A 16,159-nucleotide genomic window follows, 5' to 3' on the forward strand; every position below is an offset into this window, starting at 1 on the left:
CCACTGTCATGATGACCAGACTGCCACACACGATCGACCTGGAGGACGCATGTCACTGGCCGGAGTCACCATCATCATGTCCGGCGGGAGCCGGGGCATCGGCGAGGCCATCGCCGTGCGGGCCGCCCGCGACGGGGCGAACGTCGCACTGCTGGCCAAGACCGCCGAGCCTCACCCGAACCTGCCGGGCACGATCTACACCGCCGCCGAGGCCGTGGAGGCCGCCGGCGGCAAGGCCCTGCCGCTCGTCGGCGACGTGCGCGACGACGCCTTCGTCGCCGACGCGGTCGCGCAGACCGCCGAGACCTTCGGGGGCATCGACGTCGTCGTGAACAACGCGAGCGCGATCGACCTGTCCCGCACCGAGGACATCTCGATGAAGAAGTACGACCTGATGAACGACATCAACTGCCGCGGGTCGTTCCTGCTCAGCAAGACCTCGATCCCGTGGCTGAAGCAGTCGGCGAACCCGCACATCCTGACGCTCAGCCCGCCGATCAGCCTCGACCCGAAGTGGCACACGACGTTCACGGCCTACACGATCGCGAAGTTCGGCATGAGCCTGGTGACGATGGGCCTGGCCGGTGAGCTGCGCGAGGACGGCGTCGCCGCGAACTCGCTGTGGCCGCGCACCGCGATCGACACCGCGGCCGTGCGCAACGTCGTCGGTCCCGGCCTCAGCGCCAGCTCGCGCACGCCGGCGATCATGGCCGACGCGGCCTACGAGATCCTGACCCGTCCCAGCCGGGAGTGCACCGGCAACTTCTTCATCGACGACGACGTGCTGGAGGGAGCCGGCGTCACCGACTTCAGCGTCTACCTCAACGGGGGCGAGGAGAAGGACCTGGCGCTCGACTTCTGGGTCGAGCCCAAGGGCCCGCACAACCCCGACCTCAGCCTCCACTAGCCGGCCAGATGTGTGGCCCTGCGCCCCATCTCGTGACGAGAACTGGGGCGCGGGGCCACACATCTCGGTGGTCAGGGAGCGGTGGGGGCGGCCGCTCGGCTGCGGCCGAGCGGCACGACGAGCGGCGTGCCGGTCACCGGGTCGGGGACGACCTGGCAGGGCAGGCCGAACACGTCCTGCACGACCTCGGCGGTGATGATGTCCGTCGGCGACCCCTGCGCGATGATGTGGCCGTCCTTCATCGCGACGATGTGCTGCGCGTAGCGGCACGCGAGGTTGAGGTCGTGCAGCACCATCACGACGGTCTTGCCGTGCTCGGTGTTGAGCTCGTCCAGGAGGTCCAGCAGGTCGACCTGGTGGCTGATGTCGAGGAACGTCGTGGGCTCGTCGAGCAGCACCAGGTCGGTGTCCTGCGCGAGCACCATCGCGATCCAGACGCGCTGGCGCTGACCACCGGACAGCTCGGCCAGGGTGCGACCGGCGAGCTCGGTCGTGTGCGTCGCGGCGAGCGCGATCTCCACGGCAGCGTCGTCCTCCGCGCTCCAGCGTCGGAACCACCCCTGGTGCGGGTACCGGCCGCGACCCACGAGGTCGGCGACGGTGATGCCGTCGGGCGCCACCGGATTCTGCGGCAGCAGTCCCATGACGCGCGCGATCTCGGTGCTGTTCCACTCCTTGAGCGGCTGGCCGTCGAGCTCGACCGCGCCGGAGCGCGGCTTCAGCAGGCGAACGAGCCCGCGCAGCAGCGTGGACTTGCCACACCCGTTGGCACCCACGATGACCGTGACCTTGCCGTCGGGGACGTCGAGGTCCAGCGAGTGCACGATGTCGACGCCGTTGTACCCGAGCGTCAGGTCGCGGGCGCGCAGGTCGTGGTGCCGCGACGGCGCGTCGGCCGCCGCCAGGGCGACCGGGGGCGGGATCTCGCGATCGGTCATCCTCCACGTCCTTCCCGGTTGACCGAGACGAGCAACCAGATGAGATACGGCGCGCCGATCGCGCCGGTGATGACGCCGGTCGGCAGCTGCGAGGGCAGCGCGTGCTGGGCCACCAGGTCGGCGGTCAGCACGATGATGGCGCCCACGAACGCCGCGGCCAGCAGCCCCGAGCCGCCGGCGCCGACCAGTCGTGCGGCGATGGGGCCGGCGATCAGGGCGACGAAGGCCATCGGCCCCGCGGTCGCGGTGGCCAGCGCGATCAGCACGACCGCCGTCAGCATGAGGGCCACGCGCATGGGCTCGACGCGGGCGCCCAGCGCCTTGGCCGTGTCGTCGCCGAGCTCCAGGGCCGAGAGCTGGCGGCTGAGCACGAACACGATCGGCAGCACGATCGCGAGGCTCACGAGCAGCACGCGCAGCTCGGTGTCGCCCGCCTGTCCGACCGCGCCGACGAGCCACGTCATCGCCTCGCGGGCGTTGTAGAGGTCAGCGCGGGAGAGCACGTAGCCCGACCCGGCGAGGAAGAACTGGCTGACGCCGATGCCGATCAGGATGAACCGGTAGCCCGTGATGCCGTCGCGCCAGGCGAGCACGTAGACCAGGAACGCCGCGACCAGGGCTCCGACGAGGGCCGCGACCGAGACGAGCTCGCCCTGGAAGTTCAGCATCACGATCGAGCCGACCGCGAAGAAGCTCGCTCCCGAGGACACACCGACGAAGTCGGGCGAGGCCAGCGGGTTGGCGAGCAGGCGCTGGAAGATGATGCCCGCCAGGCCCATCGCGAGGCCGACCGCGAGCGCCGTGGCGGCGGTGGGCAGACGCAGGTCGCGCACGACGTAGTTGATGCCACCATCGGACTCGAAGCCGAACGTCGCCCTCACGACCTCCCACGGCGTGACCGTGAAGCTGCCGATCATCATCGTGCCGACGAAGAGGGCGAAGGCAACCGCGGCGAGCACGAGGGTCACGCCGATCGTGCGGCTGCGACGCAGCAGCCGCGCCCGCACGATCACCGAGTGGGTGTCGGGCGCCTCGGCCGCGGGCGCGGGATCGCGCTCGAGGAGGGCCATCAGAGCTCCGCCACGTTCTTGCGCCGGATCAGGAAGGCGAAGGCAGGAGCACCGAGGAGTCCGAGGACGACCCCGACCTGGACCTCGCCGGAGAACTGGATCATCCGGCCGAGGATGTCGGCGGTCAGGAGCACGATGGGGCTGAGCAGCAGCGAGTAGGTCATGATCCAGCGGTAGTCGGGGCCGCAGATGGCCCGCGCCATGTGCGGCACCACCAGGCCGATGAAGACGATCGGGCCGCACGCCGCGGTGGCGCCGCCGGCCAGCAGCACGACGATGACGAACAGCAAGCCTCGCGTGCGTCCGACGCGCTGGCCCAGCGCCGTCGCGACGTCGTCGCCGAGGGCCAGCCCGTTGAGCCAGCGGCCGGTGAACAGCGCGATGACGACGCCGGCCACCAGGAACGGTGCGGTCTGCTCGACGATGGGCCAGTACCGACCAGCCAGCGAGCCGACCTGCCAGAACCGCAGCTCGTTGAGCGCGTCGGCATTCACCATCGTGACGCCCGTGGTGATCGAGTAGCAGCCGGCGCTGACCGCGGCTCCGGCCAGCGCGAGCTTGATGGGGGTGGCTCCCTCGCGCCCGAACGACGCGACCCCGTAGACGATGGTCGTCGCGACCCCGGCACCCACGAAGGCCCACCAGATGTAGGTGGTGACGTCGGACTGGCCGACGACCATGATCGAGATGACGACCGCGGCGGCGGCGCCGGAGTTGATACCCATGATCCCGGGGTCCGCCAGGGCGTTGCGGGTCAGGCCCTGCAGGATCGCGCCGGCCATGCCGAGCGCCGCGCCCGCCAGCAGGCCGAGGACCGTGCGCGGCAGCCGCAGGTCGCGGATCACGACCTCGTCGGTGTTGGACGGGTCGTGGTGGAACGCCGCGTCCCAGATCGTGCCGAACCCCACGCCGCGCGAGCCGAAGACGATGCTCAGGAAGGTGACGGCCAGCAGCACGCCGAGCAGGACCAGCAGGCCGGCGCTCAGGCCGGCCGTCGATCGGTGCTCGGGCCGCGGCGCGGGCGTCGCGGACGCCGGCGGTGCGGAGCTGGTCGTGGTCACAAGAGTCCACGATAACTGAGGGAAGCCTCACCTGACGGGTCGCGTGAGCAGAACCTCGGTCAGCTCCCGCCCGAAGGAACCCCTTTCGAGGCTCGCTCGTTCCTCGCTCGCACCTCAAGGGGCGAAGACGCACGAGGGCCCGCGACCGGGTGGTCGCGGGCCCTCGTGGTGATCAGGTGCGGATCAGGCGAACTTCTCGCCGTTCTTCGCCTTCTCCAGCAGCAGCGCCGGCGGCTCGAAGCGGTCGCCGTAGGTGGCGGCCAGCTCCTGGGCCCGTGCCGTGAACGCCTCGACGCCGATGCTGCCGTCGGCAGCCTCGTAGCCGTTGATGTACTGGATCGCACCACCCTGCAGCGCCGGGAAGCCGATGCCGAAGATCGAGCCGATGTTGGCGTCGGGGATCGTGCGGAGCACGCCCTCCTCCAGGCACTTGACGGTCTCGAGGCTCATGATGAACGTCAGACGCTCCTTGAGGTCCTCGAAGTCCGGCTGCGTCTCGGCGACCGGGAACTCCTCGGCCAGGCCCGACCAGAGGCCGGTGCGCTTGCCGTCGACGTACTCGTAGAAGCCCGCGCCCTTGAGCCGGCTCGGACGCTCGATCTCGATCATGCGGTCGATGACGGCCTCGGCCGCGTGCGGCGTGTAGGTGCCACCCTCGGCCTCGACGGCCGCCTTCGACTCGTTGCGGATCTTGGTCATGAGCTCGAGGTTGAGCTCGTCGCTGAGCTGCAGCACCGGGGCCGGGAAGCCCGCGATGCTGGTGGCCCGCTCGATCGCCGCGGGGTTGACGCCCTCGGCGAGCATGCCGATGCCCTCGTTCACGAACGTGCCGATGACGCGGCTCGTGAAGAAGCCACGGCTGTCGCCGACCACGATGGGCGTCTTCTTGATCGCCTTCGTGTAGTCGATGACGCGCGCGATCGCCTCGGGGTTGGTCTTCTCACCCGCGATGATCTCGACCAACGGCATCTTGTCGACCGGGCTGAAGAAGTGGATTCCGATGAAGTCCTCGGGACGGTCCACTCCCTCGGCGAGGATCGTGATGGGCAGGGTCGAGGTGTTCGAGCCGAGCAGCGCGTCCGGCTTCACGACCTTCTGCACCTCGGCGAAGACCTCGTGCTTGAGCTTGACCGACTCGAAGACGGCCTCGACGACGAAGTCGGAGCCCTCCAGGAGCGCGTAGTCGTCGGTGGGCGTGATGCGGGCGAGGATCTCGTCGCGCTTGGCCTCGGTCAGCTTGCCGCGCTGGACCTGCTTCTCGAGGAGCTTGACGGAGTAGTCCTTGCCCTTCTCGGCGGCCTCGAGGCTGACGTCCTTGAGGACGACCTCCATGCCGGCGCGCGCCGAGACGTAGGCGATGCCCGCGCCCATCATGCCGGCGCCCAGGACCGCGACCTTCTCGGCCTTGGTCGGCGGGATGCCCTCGGGGCGGCTGGCGCCCGCGTTGATGGCACCCAGGTCGAAGAAGAACGCCTGCGTCATGTTCTTGAACTGCTGACCGACGATCAGCTCGACGAGGTAGCGCGACTCGATGCGCGTGGCCGTCTCGAAGTCCGTCGACGCACCCTCGACCGCAGCGGCGAGGATGTTGCGCGGCGCCTTGTAGGGCGCTCCCTTGGTCTGCTTGCGCAGCATGGCGGGGAAGGCCGGCAGGTTGGCCGCGAGCTTCGGGTTGGACGGCGTGCCGCCCGGCATCCGGTAGCCCTTGCGGTCCCACGGCTGCGTGGCGGCCTCGGCGTCGCCCTGGACCGACTCGATCCAGGCCTTGGCCGCGCTGAGCAGCTCGTCGGCCGGGACGATCTCGTCGATCAGGCCGAGCTCCTTGGCCTTGGCCGGCTGCATGCGCGGACCCTGGAGCAGGATGTTCATGAGCGCGTCCTGCAGGCCGAACATGCGGACCGTGCGGGTCACGCCGCCGCCGCCGGGCAGCAGGCCGAGGGACACCTCGGGCAGGCCCAGCTCGAGGCGGATGTCGGCGACCACGCGGTGGTGGGCCGCGAGAGCGATCTCGAGGCCACCGCCGAGCGCCGCGCCGTTGATGGCCGCGACGACGGGCTTGCCCGCGGTCTCGAGCTTGCGCAGCGTGGCCTTGATGTCCTGCACCTCGTCGAAGAGGCGCTGGGCGTCGGCCGGCGTGGACTGGGTCATGAGCTTCAGGTCGCCGCCGGCGAAGAAGGTCTTCTTCCCCGACGAGATGATGACGCCCTTGATGGAGTCGGCGTCCGCGGCGATCTCGTCGACCAGGCGGTCGACGGCCTTGGCCATCGAGTCCGCGTAGGCCTGGTTCATCGTGTTCGCGGACTGCGACGGATCGTCGATGACGAGATTGACGATGCCGTCCTCGACCTCGTAACGCACTGCTTCAGTCATGTGTGTTCTGCTCTCCTGGAAAGTGTGAGGTCGGGGTCAGATGCGCTCGACGATGGTGGCGATGCCCATGCCGCCACCGATGCACAGCGTCGCCATGCCGTAGCGCTTCTCGCGGCGCTCCAGCTCGTCGACGAGGGTGCCGAGGATCATGCCGCCGGTCGCGCCGAGCGGGTGGCCCATCGCGATCGCGCCACCGTTGACGTTGGTCTGCTCGTGCGGGTACTTGTCGAGGTCCTTCATGAGCTTCATCGCGACCGCGGCGAACGCCTCGTTGATCTCGATGAGGTCGATGTCCTCGATCGACAGGCCGGCCTTGTCGAGCGCCTTGCGGCACGCCGGGGCCGGGCCCGTGAGCATGATTGTGGGCTCGGACCCGATGACGGCGGTCGAGACGATGCGGGCGCGCGGGGTGAGGCCGTGGCGCTCACCGGCCTTCTCGTTGCCGAGCAGGACCAGCGAGGCGCCGTCGACGATGCCCGAGGAGTTGCCGGCGTGGTGGACGTGGTTGATCTTCTCGACGTCGACGTACTTCTCGAGCGCGACGGAGTCGAAGCCGGCGAAGTCGCCGAGGTCCTTGAAGGACGGCTTGAGGCCCGAGAGCGACTCGACCGTGGTGCCCTCGCGCACGAACTCGTCGTGGTCGAGGATCGGCAGGCCGTTGACGTCGTGCACGGGGACGATCGAGCGCGAGAAGTAGCCGTTGGCGATGGCCTTGGCGGCGCGCGCCTGCGACTCCGCGGCGAACGTGTCGACGTCGTCGCGGCTGAAGCCCTCGAGCGTCGCGATCAGGTCGGCGCCGATGCCCTGGGGCACGAAGTCGGAGCGGAGCGCGGTCTGCGGGTCCATGGCCCACGGTCCGCCGTCGGAGCCCATCGGCACGCGGCTCATCGACTCGACACCGCCGGCGATGATGAGGTCCTCCCAGCCGGACTTGACGCGCGAGGCGGCCTGGTTGACCGACTCCAGGCCCGAGCCGCAGAAGCGGTTCAGCTGGACGCCGGCGACCTGCTCGCCGAAGCCGGCGGCGATCACGGCGGTGCGCGAGATGTCGGCACCCTGCTCGCCGACGGGCGACACGACGCCGAGGATGACGTCGTCGACCTCGTTCGGCTGCAGGTTGGGGTTGCGCTCGCGGAGCTCGTCGAGCAGTCCGGTCACGAGCGAGATCGGCTTGACCTCGTGGAGCGATCCGGTCTTCTTGCCGCGGCCACGCGGCGTGCGGATCGCGTCGTAGATGAAGGCTTCGGTCATGAGTGGGTCCTCGCAGACGGGTGGAACGTGGCGGTCAGCATTGTGACACTACTACTGTCAGCGTACTCGGACATCAGTCCTGGCGGTAGGCCCGGGGCGATGAACAGTCAGCGCAGACTGTACGCGCTCGACGGGCCGTGCGACAGGCGATCGCGACCGTGCCAGTGGAACTGGCACTATCCTCGACCCGATGAGCACCACCGACGAGCCCACCGCGGCCGACTCCCTGAGCGTCGAGCAGCTCGCGTCCCGGGTCGGCATGACGGTGCGCACCGTCCGCTTCTACGCGGGCCGCGGCCTCATCCCGCCGCCCCGGCGGGAGGGCCGCAACGGCTTCTACGGCCCTGACCACCTGGCGCGGCTCGAGCTCGTCCGCGAGCTCCAGGCGCACGGCCTCACGCTGTCGGCGATCGAGGGCTACCTCGAGCGCATCCCGGCCGGGGCCACGCCGGAGCAGGTCGCGCTGCACCGCACGCTGCTGGCGCCGTGGAGCCCCGACATGCCCGAGCAGATGGACCGCGCCACGCTCGAGGTGCGCTCCGGGCGAGCCCTGAGCGACGACGACCTCGACGTGCTGGTGGCGATCGGCATCGTCGAGCCCACGCCGGCCGAGGACGTCTTCCGGGTCGCCCCCGCGCACCTGGCGGTCGGCATCGGGTTCCTCGACGCGGGTCTCCCGGTCGCGGCCGCCCGCGCCTCCCGCCACATCGTGCTCGAGCACGGCACCCAGCTCGCCGAGCAGCTCACCGAGCTCTTCCGGCGCGAGGTGTGGCCGCACCTCAAGGCCTCGGGCCAGCCGCCGGAGGCCATCACCGCGATGGTCGAGCGCTTCAAGCCCCTCACGGTGCAGGCGCTCGTGTCGGCCTACGAGGACGCGGTCGACGAGCTCAAGCGCGACACCGTCCGCCGCCGCGCGTAGGGGCTGACCAGAGTCGGCGCAGACACCGTCTCGTGATCCTGGTCCCCCACGATGCTGTGATCCCTGGCGGAGCGCCTGAGGTGGGTCGTTGCGAAGTGTCAGGCAGGACTGGGATGTTCGACTCACCGACCACGAGAAGAGCTTCCATGCGATCCCTGACTCATTGCTGCCTGTGCCTGGCGATCCTCCTCGGGCTGATGGCCTCCACCAGCAGTTCGTCAGCAGCATCGGAAGACACGCCGCACGCTCTCACCTCCGCGGAGGTCACTGCAGCGAAGGACGCCGGCTTGATTGGTGACGTGCCGACCCAGACGAAGCAGGAGTTCCTGGAGGGAAGCCCCGCCAAGGCACCAGACCCCGCTGATGTTTGGTGTTTCGTCTACTCCACTGCCGCCGGTTGGCGGTTTCCGCTCGCCGGGGCGGCGATCGGTGCTGCGTGCCTGTTCACCCCCAAGTCGACAGGTCAGTCGCTCTACAGCTGCTACAAGACTGCGCCGGTGAACCTGGGCTACGGTCTCGTGGCGAAGTACGGTGCGAAGGGCGTCTATCGGTCAGGACGATGCCTCAAGGGTGAGTGGGGCTACCTGCACGGGAAGGGCAAGTGGTCGCAGCAGAAGGCGTGAGCAGCGTCGAGGTCCCGCGGTACTCGTCGACCTCGCGCGACACTTCACCACGGCGCGACCTGCCCATGTCGAGCGGACCGTACGGAGAGCACATCACCATGAGACGCCGAACCGGCCGAGACCACCCGCGTGCGGACGTCGGACTCACGCACTTGGACCTCAGCACGCTCGCCGCGTGCGTCGTCATCCTCGCCCTGGCCGTAGCGATGTGGCGGCCCGTCAGCATCCTGGCAGGGACCTTGGGGATCATCCTCGCCCTGCGGGTGTGGACCCGCCGATCCACTACCTCGCAGACACTCTGGGCCCTGGTCTACCTCGGGGTGGCGGCCCTTGGTGTTGTCTGTTATCTGATGGCGAGCGGCTGACTCACACGAGTTCATCGCCACTCGACCCGCCGGGTACCTGGAGCAAGGACACGACACCTCCACCGATCGACGCCGTGGCACTTCAGATGACCGCCTCACGACTCGTCCGAGGACCGACGTAGGACTCGTCGAGGTCGGCTGCCCTGGGGCAGCCGAGGAGGGCGAGGGTGCTGTCGAGCTCGGCCAGCAGCTGCTCGAGCACGGCCTGCGCGCCGTCCACTCCTCCCCGCGCCAGGCCCCACAGCACGTGGCGTCCGACCAGCACGGCGTCCGCGCCGAGCGCGAGCGCCTTGGCGACGTCCCAGCCGCGCGTGATCCCGCCGTCGACGAGCAGGTCGACCGAGCCGCCCACGGCCTGCACGATCGGCACGAGCGCGTCGACCCCGGCCAGGGTCGTGTCGAGCTGTCGGCCTCCGTGGTTCGACACGATGATGCCGGCGGCTCCGGCGTCGACGGCCCGCTCGGCGTCGTCCGGCCGGAGCACGCCCTTCAGGACGACGGGCATTCCGGCCGCGTCGGCGAACTCGCCGATGTCGTCCCACGTGAGGCTCGGGTCGTGCATCGCGAAGAGCTGCTCGGTCGTGAGTGCCGGACCGGACGGGTTCAGGGCGATCGGGTGCTCGACCGTGAAGCCGGTGCGCTTGTCGCGCTCGCGCCAGCCGGCCACGGGGAAGTCGACCGTGATGACGAGCGCCTCGTAGCCCGACTCCCTCGCCTGAGCGACGAGGTCGTGCGAGACCGCGCGGTCGCGGAAGACGTACAGCTGGAACCAGCGGTCCGAGCCCGGCGCGACCGCGTCCATCGACGCAGCGACGTCGGCGGGGCTCGTGGTGGTCTGCGACGACAGCACGTACAGCGACTCGGTGGCGGCAGCCGCCTCGGCGGTGCCGCGCTCGCCCACCTCGTGGGCGTGCTTCTGGTACGCCATCGGCGCCACCAGCACGGGGTGTGGGCGGTACCGGCCGAGCAGCGTCGTGCCGAGGTCGCGCTCGGAGACGTCGACGAGCACGCGCGGGTGCAGCGCGTAACGGCTCCACGACGCGAGGTTGTCGCGCAGCGTGAGCTCGGCCCCGGCGCCCCCGGCGAAGTAGCCGTGGGCACCGGGGCCGAGCAGTGCTTCCAGGTCGAGGGGATCGCTCACCCTCGCCAGACTAGATGCCGAGTCCGCGACCCACGATCTCCTTCATGATCTCCGTCGTGCCGCCGTAGATCGTCTGGATGCGGGTGTCGAGGTACGCCTTCGAGATCGGGTACTCGCTCATGTAGCCGTAGCCGCCGTGCAGCTGGAGGCACTCGTCGGCCGCACGCTTCTGCAGCTCGGTGGTCCACCACTTGCCCATCGCGGCGTCCTCGACCGTCAGCTCCTTCGTGTTGTGGCGCGTGATCGACTCGTCCACGAACACCTGCGCGATCGAGGCCTCGGTGTGCAGCTCGGCCAGCTTGAAGCGCGTGTTCTGGAAGTTGCCGATCGGGCGGCCGAAGGCCTTGCGGTCCTTGACGTACTCGAGCGTCATGTCGACGATGCGGCGCGTCGCGGCCGCAGCCACGACCGAGATCGACAGGCGCTCCTGCGGCAGCTTCTCCATCAGGTAGATGAAGCCCTTGCCCTCCTCGCCGATCAGGTTCGTCACCGGCACGCGCACGTCGTCGAAGAACAGCTCGGCGGTGTCCTGCGCCTTGAGGCCGATCTTGTCGAGGTTGCGGCCCCGCTCGAAGCCCTCCGCACCGCGCTCGACGGCGATCAGGGAGAAGCCCATGGCGCCGGCGGACGGATCGGTCTGGCAGACCACGAGCACGAGGTCGGCGTTGATGCCGTTGGTGATGAAGGTCTTCGAGCCGTTGATGACGTACTCGTCGCCCTCGCGCACGGCCGTGGTCTTGATGCCCTGCAGGTCGGAGCCAGTACCCGGCTCGGTCATGGCGATCGCCGTGATGATCTCGCCCGAGCAGAAGCCGGGGAACCACCGATCCTTCTGCTCCTCGGTGGCGTGCGACAGCAGGTAGCCCGAGACCAGGTCGGTCTGGATCACGAAGCCGACGCCGGAGGCGCCGATGCGGGTGATCTCCTCGTTGAGGATGGCGTTGTAGCGGAAGTCGTCGACGCCACCGCCGCCGTGCGACTCCGGCATCATGAAGCCGAGCAGGCCCATCTCGCCGGCCTTGAGCCACAGCTCGCGCGGGACGATGCTCGCCTTCTCCCACTCGTCGTGGTGGGGGACGATCTCCTTCTCGGCGAAGGCGCGGACGGTGTCGCGGAAGGCGTCGTGGTCGGAATCGAAGATCGTGCGCTTCATGGTTCTCCTCGTTCGGGGGTTCTGGGGTTCGGGTGATCAGTCGTTCTGCACGGCGATGCCGCGCGTGATGAGGGACTCCACGTCCGCCACGCCCCAAGCGGTGAGGGCCTCACGGGTGTCGGCGCCGGTGCGTGACGGCGGGGCGCCGAGGGTCGCCGGCGTGGCCGAGAAGCGGGGGGCCGGTGCGGGCTGCACCAGCCCGTCGCGCTCGACGTACGTGCCACGGGCGACGTTGTGCGGGTGCTCGAAGGCCTCGGCCAGCGGCACGACGGGGGCGATGCAGGCGTCGGTGCCCTCGAAGACCTCGGCCCACTCGGCCTGGGTGCGCGACGCGAACGCCTCGGTGAGGCGTGCGCGCAGGTCGCGCCAGTTGCGGGGGTCGTTGCGGTCGGGCAGGTCGGCGAACCCGGCCTCGGCGAGCAGCTTCTCCGTGGCGGCCCAGAACTGCGGCTCGAGGCCACCGACCGACATCCACCGACCGTCGGACGTCTCGTAGACGTCGTAGAAGGGCGAGCCGCCGCCGAGGAGGCTGGTGCCGCGCTGACCGTCCCAGACCTGGTTCTGCTGCATCGTCACGGCCATCGACAGCAGGTGCGCGACGCCGTCGGTGATGGCGGCGTCGACGACCTGGCCCTCGCCGGTCGAGCGGGCGTGGGTCAGTGCGGCCAGCACGCCGGCGACGAGGTAGAGCGAGCCACCGCCGAAGTCGCCGAGCAGGTTCTGCGGGAAGGCGGGCGGCCCGCCGCGCCGACCCAGCGGGTCGAGCCCGCCGGCGACGGAGATGTAGTTGATGTCGTGGCCCGCGCTCTGCGCCAGCGGGCCGTCCTGGCCCCATCCGGTCATGCGTCCGTAGACCAGGCGCGGGTTGCGGGCGTGGCAGGCCTCGGGGCCGAGGCCGAGCCGCTCGGTCACGCCGGGCCGGTACCCCTCGAGGAGGATGTCGGCCTTCTCGACCAGGTCGAGGACGAGGTCGATGCCGCCGTCAGCCTTCAGGTCGATGGCCACGCTCGGTCGCCCACGGCCGAGGACGTCGCGCTCGGCCGGTCCGAGGGTGAGCCCACCACCTCCCGGTCGGTCGACGCGGATCACGTCGGCACCGAGGTCGGCGAGCATCATGGCGGCGAACGGGCCGGGTCCGATGCCGGCGAGCTCGACCACGCGGACGCCGGCGAGCGGGCCGGAGGCAGGCTGGTGAACAGTCACAGCCCCATTGTGACAGTATCGCTGTCACGGTTGTCAACATACTCGCGGTACGCTGCGGCGCGGAACGTGTCATCATCGATGGCGCATCCGAACCGCGCCGGCCCGGAAGGACCCCTGATGCTGCTGCCCGACCTCACCTACGTCCGCAAGGGCTCAGGCCCCACGATCGTGCTGCTGCACGGCATCGGCCACAACAAGGGCGCCTGGGACCCGATCATCGACGACCTGGCGACGCGCTACGACGTCATCGCCCCCGACCTCTCGGGCTTCGGCGAATCACCCGCCTTCGCCGGCGGCGTGCCGTACACGATGCCGAACGCGGTCGACCACCTCGCGACGCAGTTCGAGCGATGGGGCGTCACGAAGCCGCACGTCGTGGGCAACTCCCTCGGTGGGGCGATCTCGCTCGAGCTCGGCGCCCGCGGCCTGGTCTCGTCGGTGACGGCGCTCAGCCCGGCCGGCTTCTTCGGCCCGATCAGCAAGGTGCAGGCGCTGCTCGCCCTGTTCGTGCTGCGCTTCGTCGCGGTGCTCTCACCCGGGTTCGTGGTCGAGCGCCTGACCCGCACGTCGCTCGGCCTGCGGCTCTCGGGCCAGCTGCTGTACGCGCACCCCGAGCGCATTCCGGCCGAGGCGGCGCTGCGCGACGCGCGCGGACTCAAGTACTGCACGGCCTTCGAGCGCACGGCGATCCAGGCCCTGGGCTACTCCTTCCAGCACCAGGTGCCCGTCACGACGACCGTCGCCTGGGGCACGAAGGACCTGATCCTCCCGTACTCCCAGGCCGCCACGGCCCGCGAGCGCCTGCCCCACGCCCGCCACGTCGACATCCCCGGCGCGGGTCACGTGCCGATGATCGACGACCCGCAGCTGGTCACCCGCCTGATCGACCAGACCGTCGCCGAGGCCGAGGAAGCCCGCACCCCCACCGCCGCCTAGGGCCGACGAGATGTGACGGCTTTGGCCCCATTCCGAACCGGAATATGGGGCCGAAGTCGTCACATCTGGTGAGGTCGGTTGACCTATCGCGGGAGGGTGCGCCAGCTGATGAGGGCCGCCAGCAGGGCGACGACGATCGCGGCGCCCGAGGAGTACTGCACGCCGAGGTCGAACGCCGCCACGGCGGAGTCGGCCAGGGCGGTGCCGACCTGGTCGGGCAGGGTCGCGGCGTGCTCGAGGGTCGCGCCGAGGGTCTCGTGCGAGGAGCCCGTGCCCGCGGCGTCGACCGGCACCACGAGGTGCGCGCGGTAGGTCGCGGTGAGCACGCTGCCGAGCACCGCAGTGCCGAGCACGGCGCCCACCTCGTACGCGGTCTCGGAGATCGCCGCCGCGGCACCGGCACGGTGCGGCGGGGCGTGGCTGAGGACGAGGTCGTTGGTGAGGGTCTCGGCCATGCCGATGCCGATGCCCATCACGACGAACGCGATCATGACGCTCGCCACCGTCGGGTGACCGGTGAACGCCGCGATGGCGTAGCCACCGGCGGAGGCCACGAAGCTGCCCGTCACGAGCGCCCGTGCGGACACGACCTTCAGCAGGGCGACCGCGACGAAACCGCCCGCGACCGTCACGACCAGGCCCGGCACCAGCACCAGCGCCGCGATCATCGGGTCGAGGCCGAGCACGAGCTGCAGCAGCTGCGCGGCGAAGAACAGGAACCCGGTCAGCGCCATGAGGCTCAGCAGGTTGGCGACGACCGAGCCGGCGAACACGCGGTTGCGGAACAGGTTCACGTCGAGCATGGGCTCGGCGGTGGCCCGCTGACGACGCACGAACGCCGTGCCCGCCACCGCGGCGAGGGCAGCGCAGCCCACCGTCACGTCGTCGAGGCCGGCGTGAGCCAGGTGCTTGATCGCGTAGACGGCCGGGAACATCGCGAGCAGCGACAGTCCGATCGACGGCAGGTCGACGGGTCCCGGACGCGGGTCGCGCGACTCCGGCACGAGCCACAGTGCGAGCGGCACCAGGATCGCGACGACCGGCACGTTGATCAGGAACACCGACCCCCACCAGTAGTGCTGCAGGAGCCAGCCACCGACGATCGGACCGAGCGCCGCGCCGCCGGAGAACATGGCGGCCCAGGTGGCGATCGCGATCCGACGGTCGCGGGCGTCCGTGAAGATGTTGCGGAGCAGCGAGAGGGTCGAGGGCATCAGCATCGCGCCGAAGAATCCCTGCAGCGCGCGCAGGCCCACGAGGACCTCCGCGCTCGGGCTGAACGCGGCACCGAGCGAGACGACGCCGAAGCCGATCGAGCCGATGACGAGGAGCCGGCGACGTCCGAGGCGGTCGCCGAGACTGCCCATCGCGATCAGCAGGCCGGCGAGCATCAGGGCGTAGATGTCGACGATCCAGAGCAGCTGCGAGCCGGTCGGGGCGAGCGCGGTGCTGACGGCGGGGAGGGCCAAGCTCAGCACGGTGTTGTCGACCGAGACGAGCAGGACGGGGAGCATGAGGGCGGCAAGTGCGGCCCACTCGCGGCGCGTGGCGCGCGCGGAGAGGACGTGGGTGGACATGCGCCCAACTGTACCGTCTGGACGGTACAGTAACCAAGTCGGCCGGACGTGACGTCCTACACTCCCGGCATGGCCTCGCGCGACGACCGCAGCACCCGCGACCGACTGCTCGACGCCTTCGAGCAGCAGCTGGTCGAGGGGGGCAGCCGCTCCGCCACGCTCGACGCCGTCGCAGCCGCGGCGGGCGTCTCCAAGGGCGGGCTGCTGTACCACTTCCACAGCAAGGACGAGCTCGTCGAGGGCATGCTCGAGCGACTGCACGAGCAGGCCGACGCCGACGTCGAGAAGATGCGGACCGCACCGGCCGGCCCGGTCGACTTCTACCTCGAGACCTCGGTCGACTCCGGCAGCCCGTTCGACCGCGCGCTCATCGCGGCCACCCGCGTCGCGCAGGAGAACGATCCCCGCGCGGCCGCGGCGATGGCGCGCGTGCGCGACGCCTGGTTCGCGGTGCTGGCCGAGCACCTCGGCGACGAGGCGCTCGCGCGCACGATCCAGCTGATCGGCGACGGTCTGTACTTCGACGACTCGACCGGACTGCGCGATCCCGACGCCCTGGCCCACGTGCGCAAGGTCCTGGGACGGCTCGACGTCCTCTGACGTTGGTCCGCGCTGCACCGGCACTTCACCCGCAGTCCATCTCCA

The 16,159-nt window shown here is 70.1% G+C and carries 15 protein-coding genes; 6 read left to right on the plus strand and 9 right to left on the minus strand.

Annotated features, from left to right (window positions below):
- The first annotated feature begins 49 nt into the window (after nucleotides 1-49).
- Complete coding sequence (locus tag LO931_RS07570; protein ID WP_229052671.1) at nucleotides 50-907, plus strand: NAD(P)-dependent oxidoreductase; 858 nt, start codon at nucleotides 50-52, stop codon at nucleotides 905-907.
- Nucleotides 908-978: 71 nt separating this feature from the next.
- On the opposite strand, the gene LO931_RS07575 is transcribed toward LO931_RS07570, so the two are convergent.
- The 5 genes from LO931_RS07575 to LO931_RS07595 form a co-directional block, all read right to left on the minus strand.
- Nucleotides 979-1,845, minus strand: coding sequence for an ABC transporter ATP-binding protein (locus LO931_RS07575; protein WP_229052672.1), 867 nt, complete (start codon nucleotides 1,843-1,845; stop codon nucleotides 979-981).
- Entirely contained in the window at nucleotides 1,842-2,915 is a 1,074-nt protein-coding gene (locus LO931_RS07580; RefSeq protein ID WP_229052673.1) for an iron chelate uptake ABC transporter family permease subunit, read from the minus strand. Before LO931_RS07580 ends, LO931_RS07575 begins: the two co-directional genes overlap by 4 nt.
- Complete coding sequence (locus LO931_RS07585; RefSeq protein WP_229052674.1) at nucleotides 2,915-3,976, minus strand: iron ABC transporter permease; 1,062 nt, start codon at nucleotides 3,974-3,976, stop codon at nucleotides 2,915-2,917. Before LO931_RS07585 ends, LO931_RS07580 begins: the two co-directional genes overlap by 1 nt.
- Before the next feature lie 183 nt (nucleotides 3,977-4,159).
- Nucleotides 4,160-6,346, minus strand: coding sequence for a 3-hydroxyacyl-CoA dehydrogenase NAD-binding domain-containing protein (locus LO931_RS07590; protein ID WP_229052675.1), 2,187 nt, complete (start codon nucleotides 6,344-6,346; stop codon nucleotides 4,160-4,162).
- Between the two features lie 36 nt (nucleotides 6,347-6,382).
- Nucleotides 6,383-7,597 (minus strand): acetyl-CoA C-acetyltransferase, encoded by a 1,215-nt coding sequence (locus LO931_RS07595; protein WP_229052676.1) that lies wholly within the window; start codon nucleotides 7,595-7,597, stop codon nucleotides 6,383-6,385.
- 190 nt (nucleotides 7,598-7,787) lie between these two features.
- On the opposite strand from LO931_RS07595, the gene LO931_RS07600 reads away from it, so the two are divergent.
- The 3 genes from LO931_RS07600 (at nucleotide 7,788) to LO931_RS07610 (ending at nucleotide 9,504) form a co-directional block, all read left to right on the plus strand.
- Nucleotides 7,788-8,516 carry a MerR family transcriptional regulator gene (locus tag LO931_RS07600; RefSeq protein ID WP_229052677.1) on the plus strand — a complete coding sequence of 243 codons (729 nt, stop codon included), beginning with the start codon at nucleotides 7,788-7,790 and terminating at the stop codon, nucleotides 8,514-8,516.
- A gap of 146 nt (nucleotides 8,517-8,662) precedes the next feature.
- Nucleotides 8,663-9,139, plus strand: coding sequence for a hypothetical protein (locus LO931_RS07605; protein WP_229052678.1), 477 nt, complete (start codon nucleotides 8,663-8,665; stop codon nucleotides 9,137-9,139).
- On the plus strand, nucleotides 9,136-9,504 hold the full coding sequence (locus LO931_RS07610) for a hypothetical protein (protein ID WP_229052679.1): 369 nt from the start codon (nucleotides 9,136-9,138) through the stop codon (nucleotides 9,502-9,504). The genes LO931_RS07605 and LO931_RS07610 overlap by 4 nt, the downstream gene beginning before the upstream one ends.
- 82 nt (nucleotides 9,505-9,586) lie before the next feature.
- Here LO931_RS07610 and LO931_RS07615 read toward each other — a convergent pair whose 3' ends face one another.
- The 3 genes from LO931_RS07615 to LO931_RS07625 are packed head-to-tail and all read right to left on the minus strand — an operon-like array spanning nucleotide 9,587 to nucleotide 13,001.
- Entirely contained in the window at nucleotides 9,587-10,645 is a 1,059-nt protein-coding gene (locus LO931_RS07615; RefSeq protein ID WP_229052680.1) for an alpha-hydroxy acid oxidase, read from the minus strand.
- Nucleotides 10,646-10,655: 10 nt separating this feature from the next.
- Entirely contained in the window at nucleotides 10,656-11,798 is a 1,143-nt protein-coding gene (locus LO931_RS07620) for an acyl-CoA dehydrogenase family protein (RefSeq protein WP_229052681.1), read from the minus strand.
- A 36-nt stretch (nucleotides 11,799-11,834) separates the two neighbouring features.
- Nucleotides 11,835-13,001, minus strand: a complete 1,167-nt coding sequence (locus LO931_RS07625; protein WP_229052682.1) for a CaiB/BaiF CoA-transferase family protein — start codon at nucleotides 12,999-13,001, stop codon at nucleotides 11,835-11,837.
- 117 nt (nucleotides 13,002-13,118) lie between these two features.
- Between LO931_RS07625 and LO931_RS07630 the strand changes: the two genes are divergently transcribed.
- On the plus strand, nucleotides 13,119-13,937 hold the full coding sequence (locus tag LO931_RS07630) for an alpha/beta fold hydrolase (RefSeq protein ID WP_229052683.1): 819 nt from the start codon (nucleotides 13,119-13,121) through the stop codon (nucleotides 13,935-13,937).
- Nucleotides 13,938-14,020: 83 nt separating this feature from the next.
- On the opposite strand, the gene LO931_RS07635 is transcribed toward LO931_RS07630, so the two are convergent.
- Nucleotides 14,021-15,514, minus strand: a complete 1,494-nt coding sequence (locus LO931_RS07635) for an MFS transporter (protein WP_229052685.1) — start codon at nucleotides 15,512-15,514, stop codon at nucleotides 14,021-14,023.
- A 69-nt stretch (nucleotides 15,515-15,583) separates the two neighbouring features.
- On the opposite strand from LO931_RS07635, the gene LO931_RS07640 reads away from it, so the two are divergent.
- A complete protein-coding gene (locus tag LO931_RS07640; protein ID WP_229052687.1) occupies nucleotides 15,584-16,114 on the plus strand; it encodes a TetR/AcrR family transcriptional regulator in 531 nt (176 codons plus the stop codon).
- Nucleotides 16,115-16,159: the final 45 nt, after the last annotated feature.

This window comes from Aeromicrobium sp. Leaf350, assembly GCF_916858655.1.
Lineage (GTDB): Bacteria > Actinomycetota > Actinomycetes > Propionibacteriales > Nocardioidaceae > Aeromicrobium.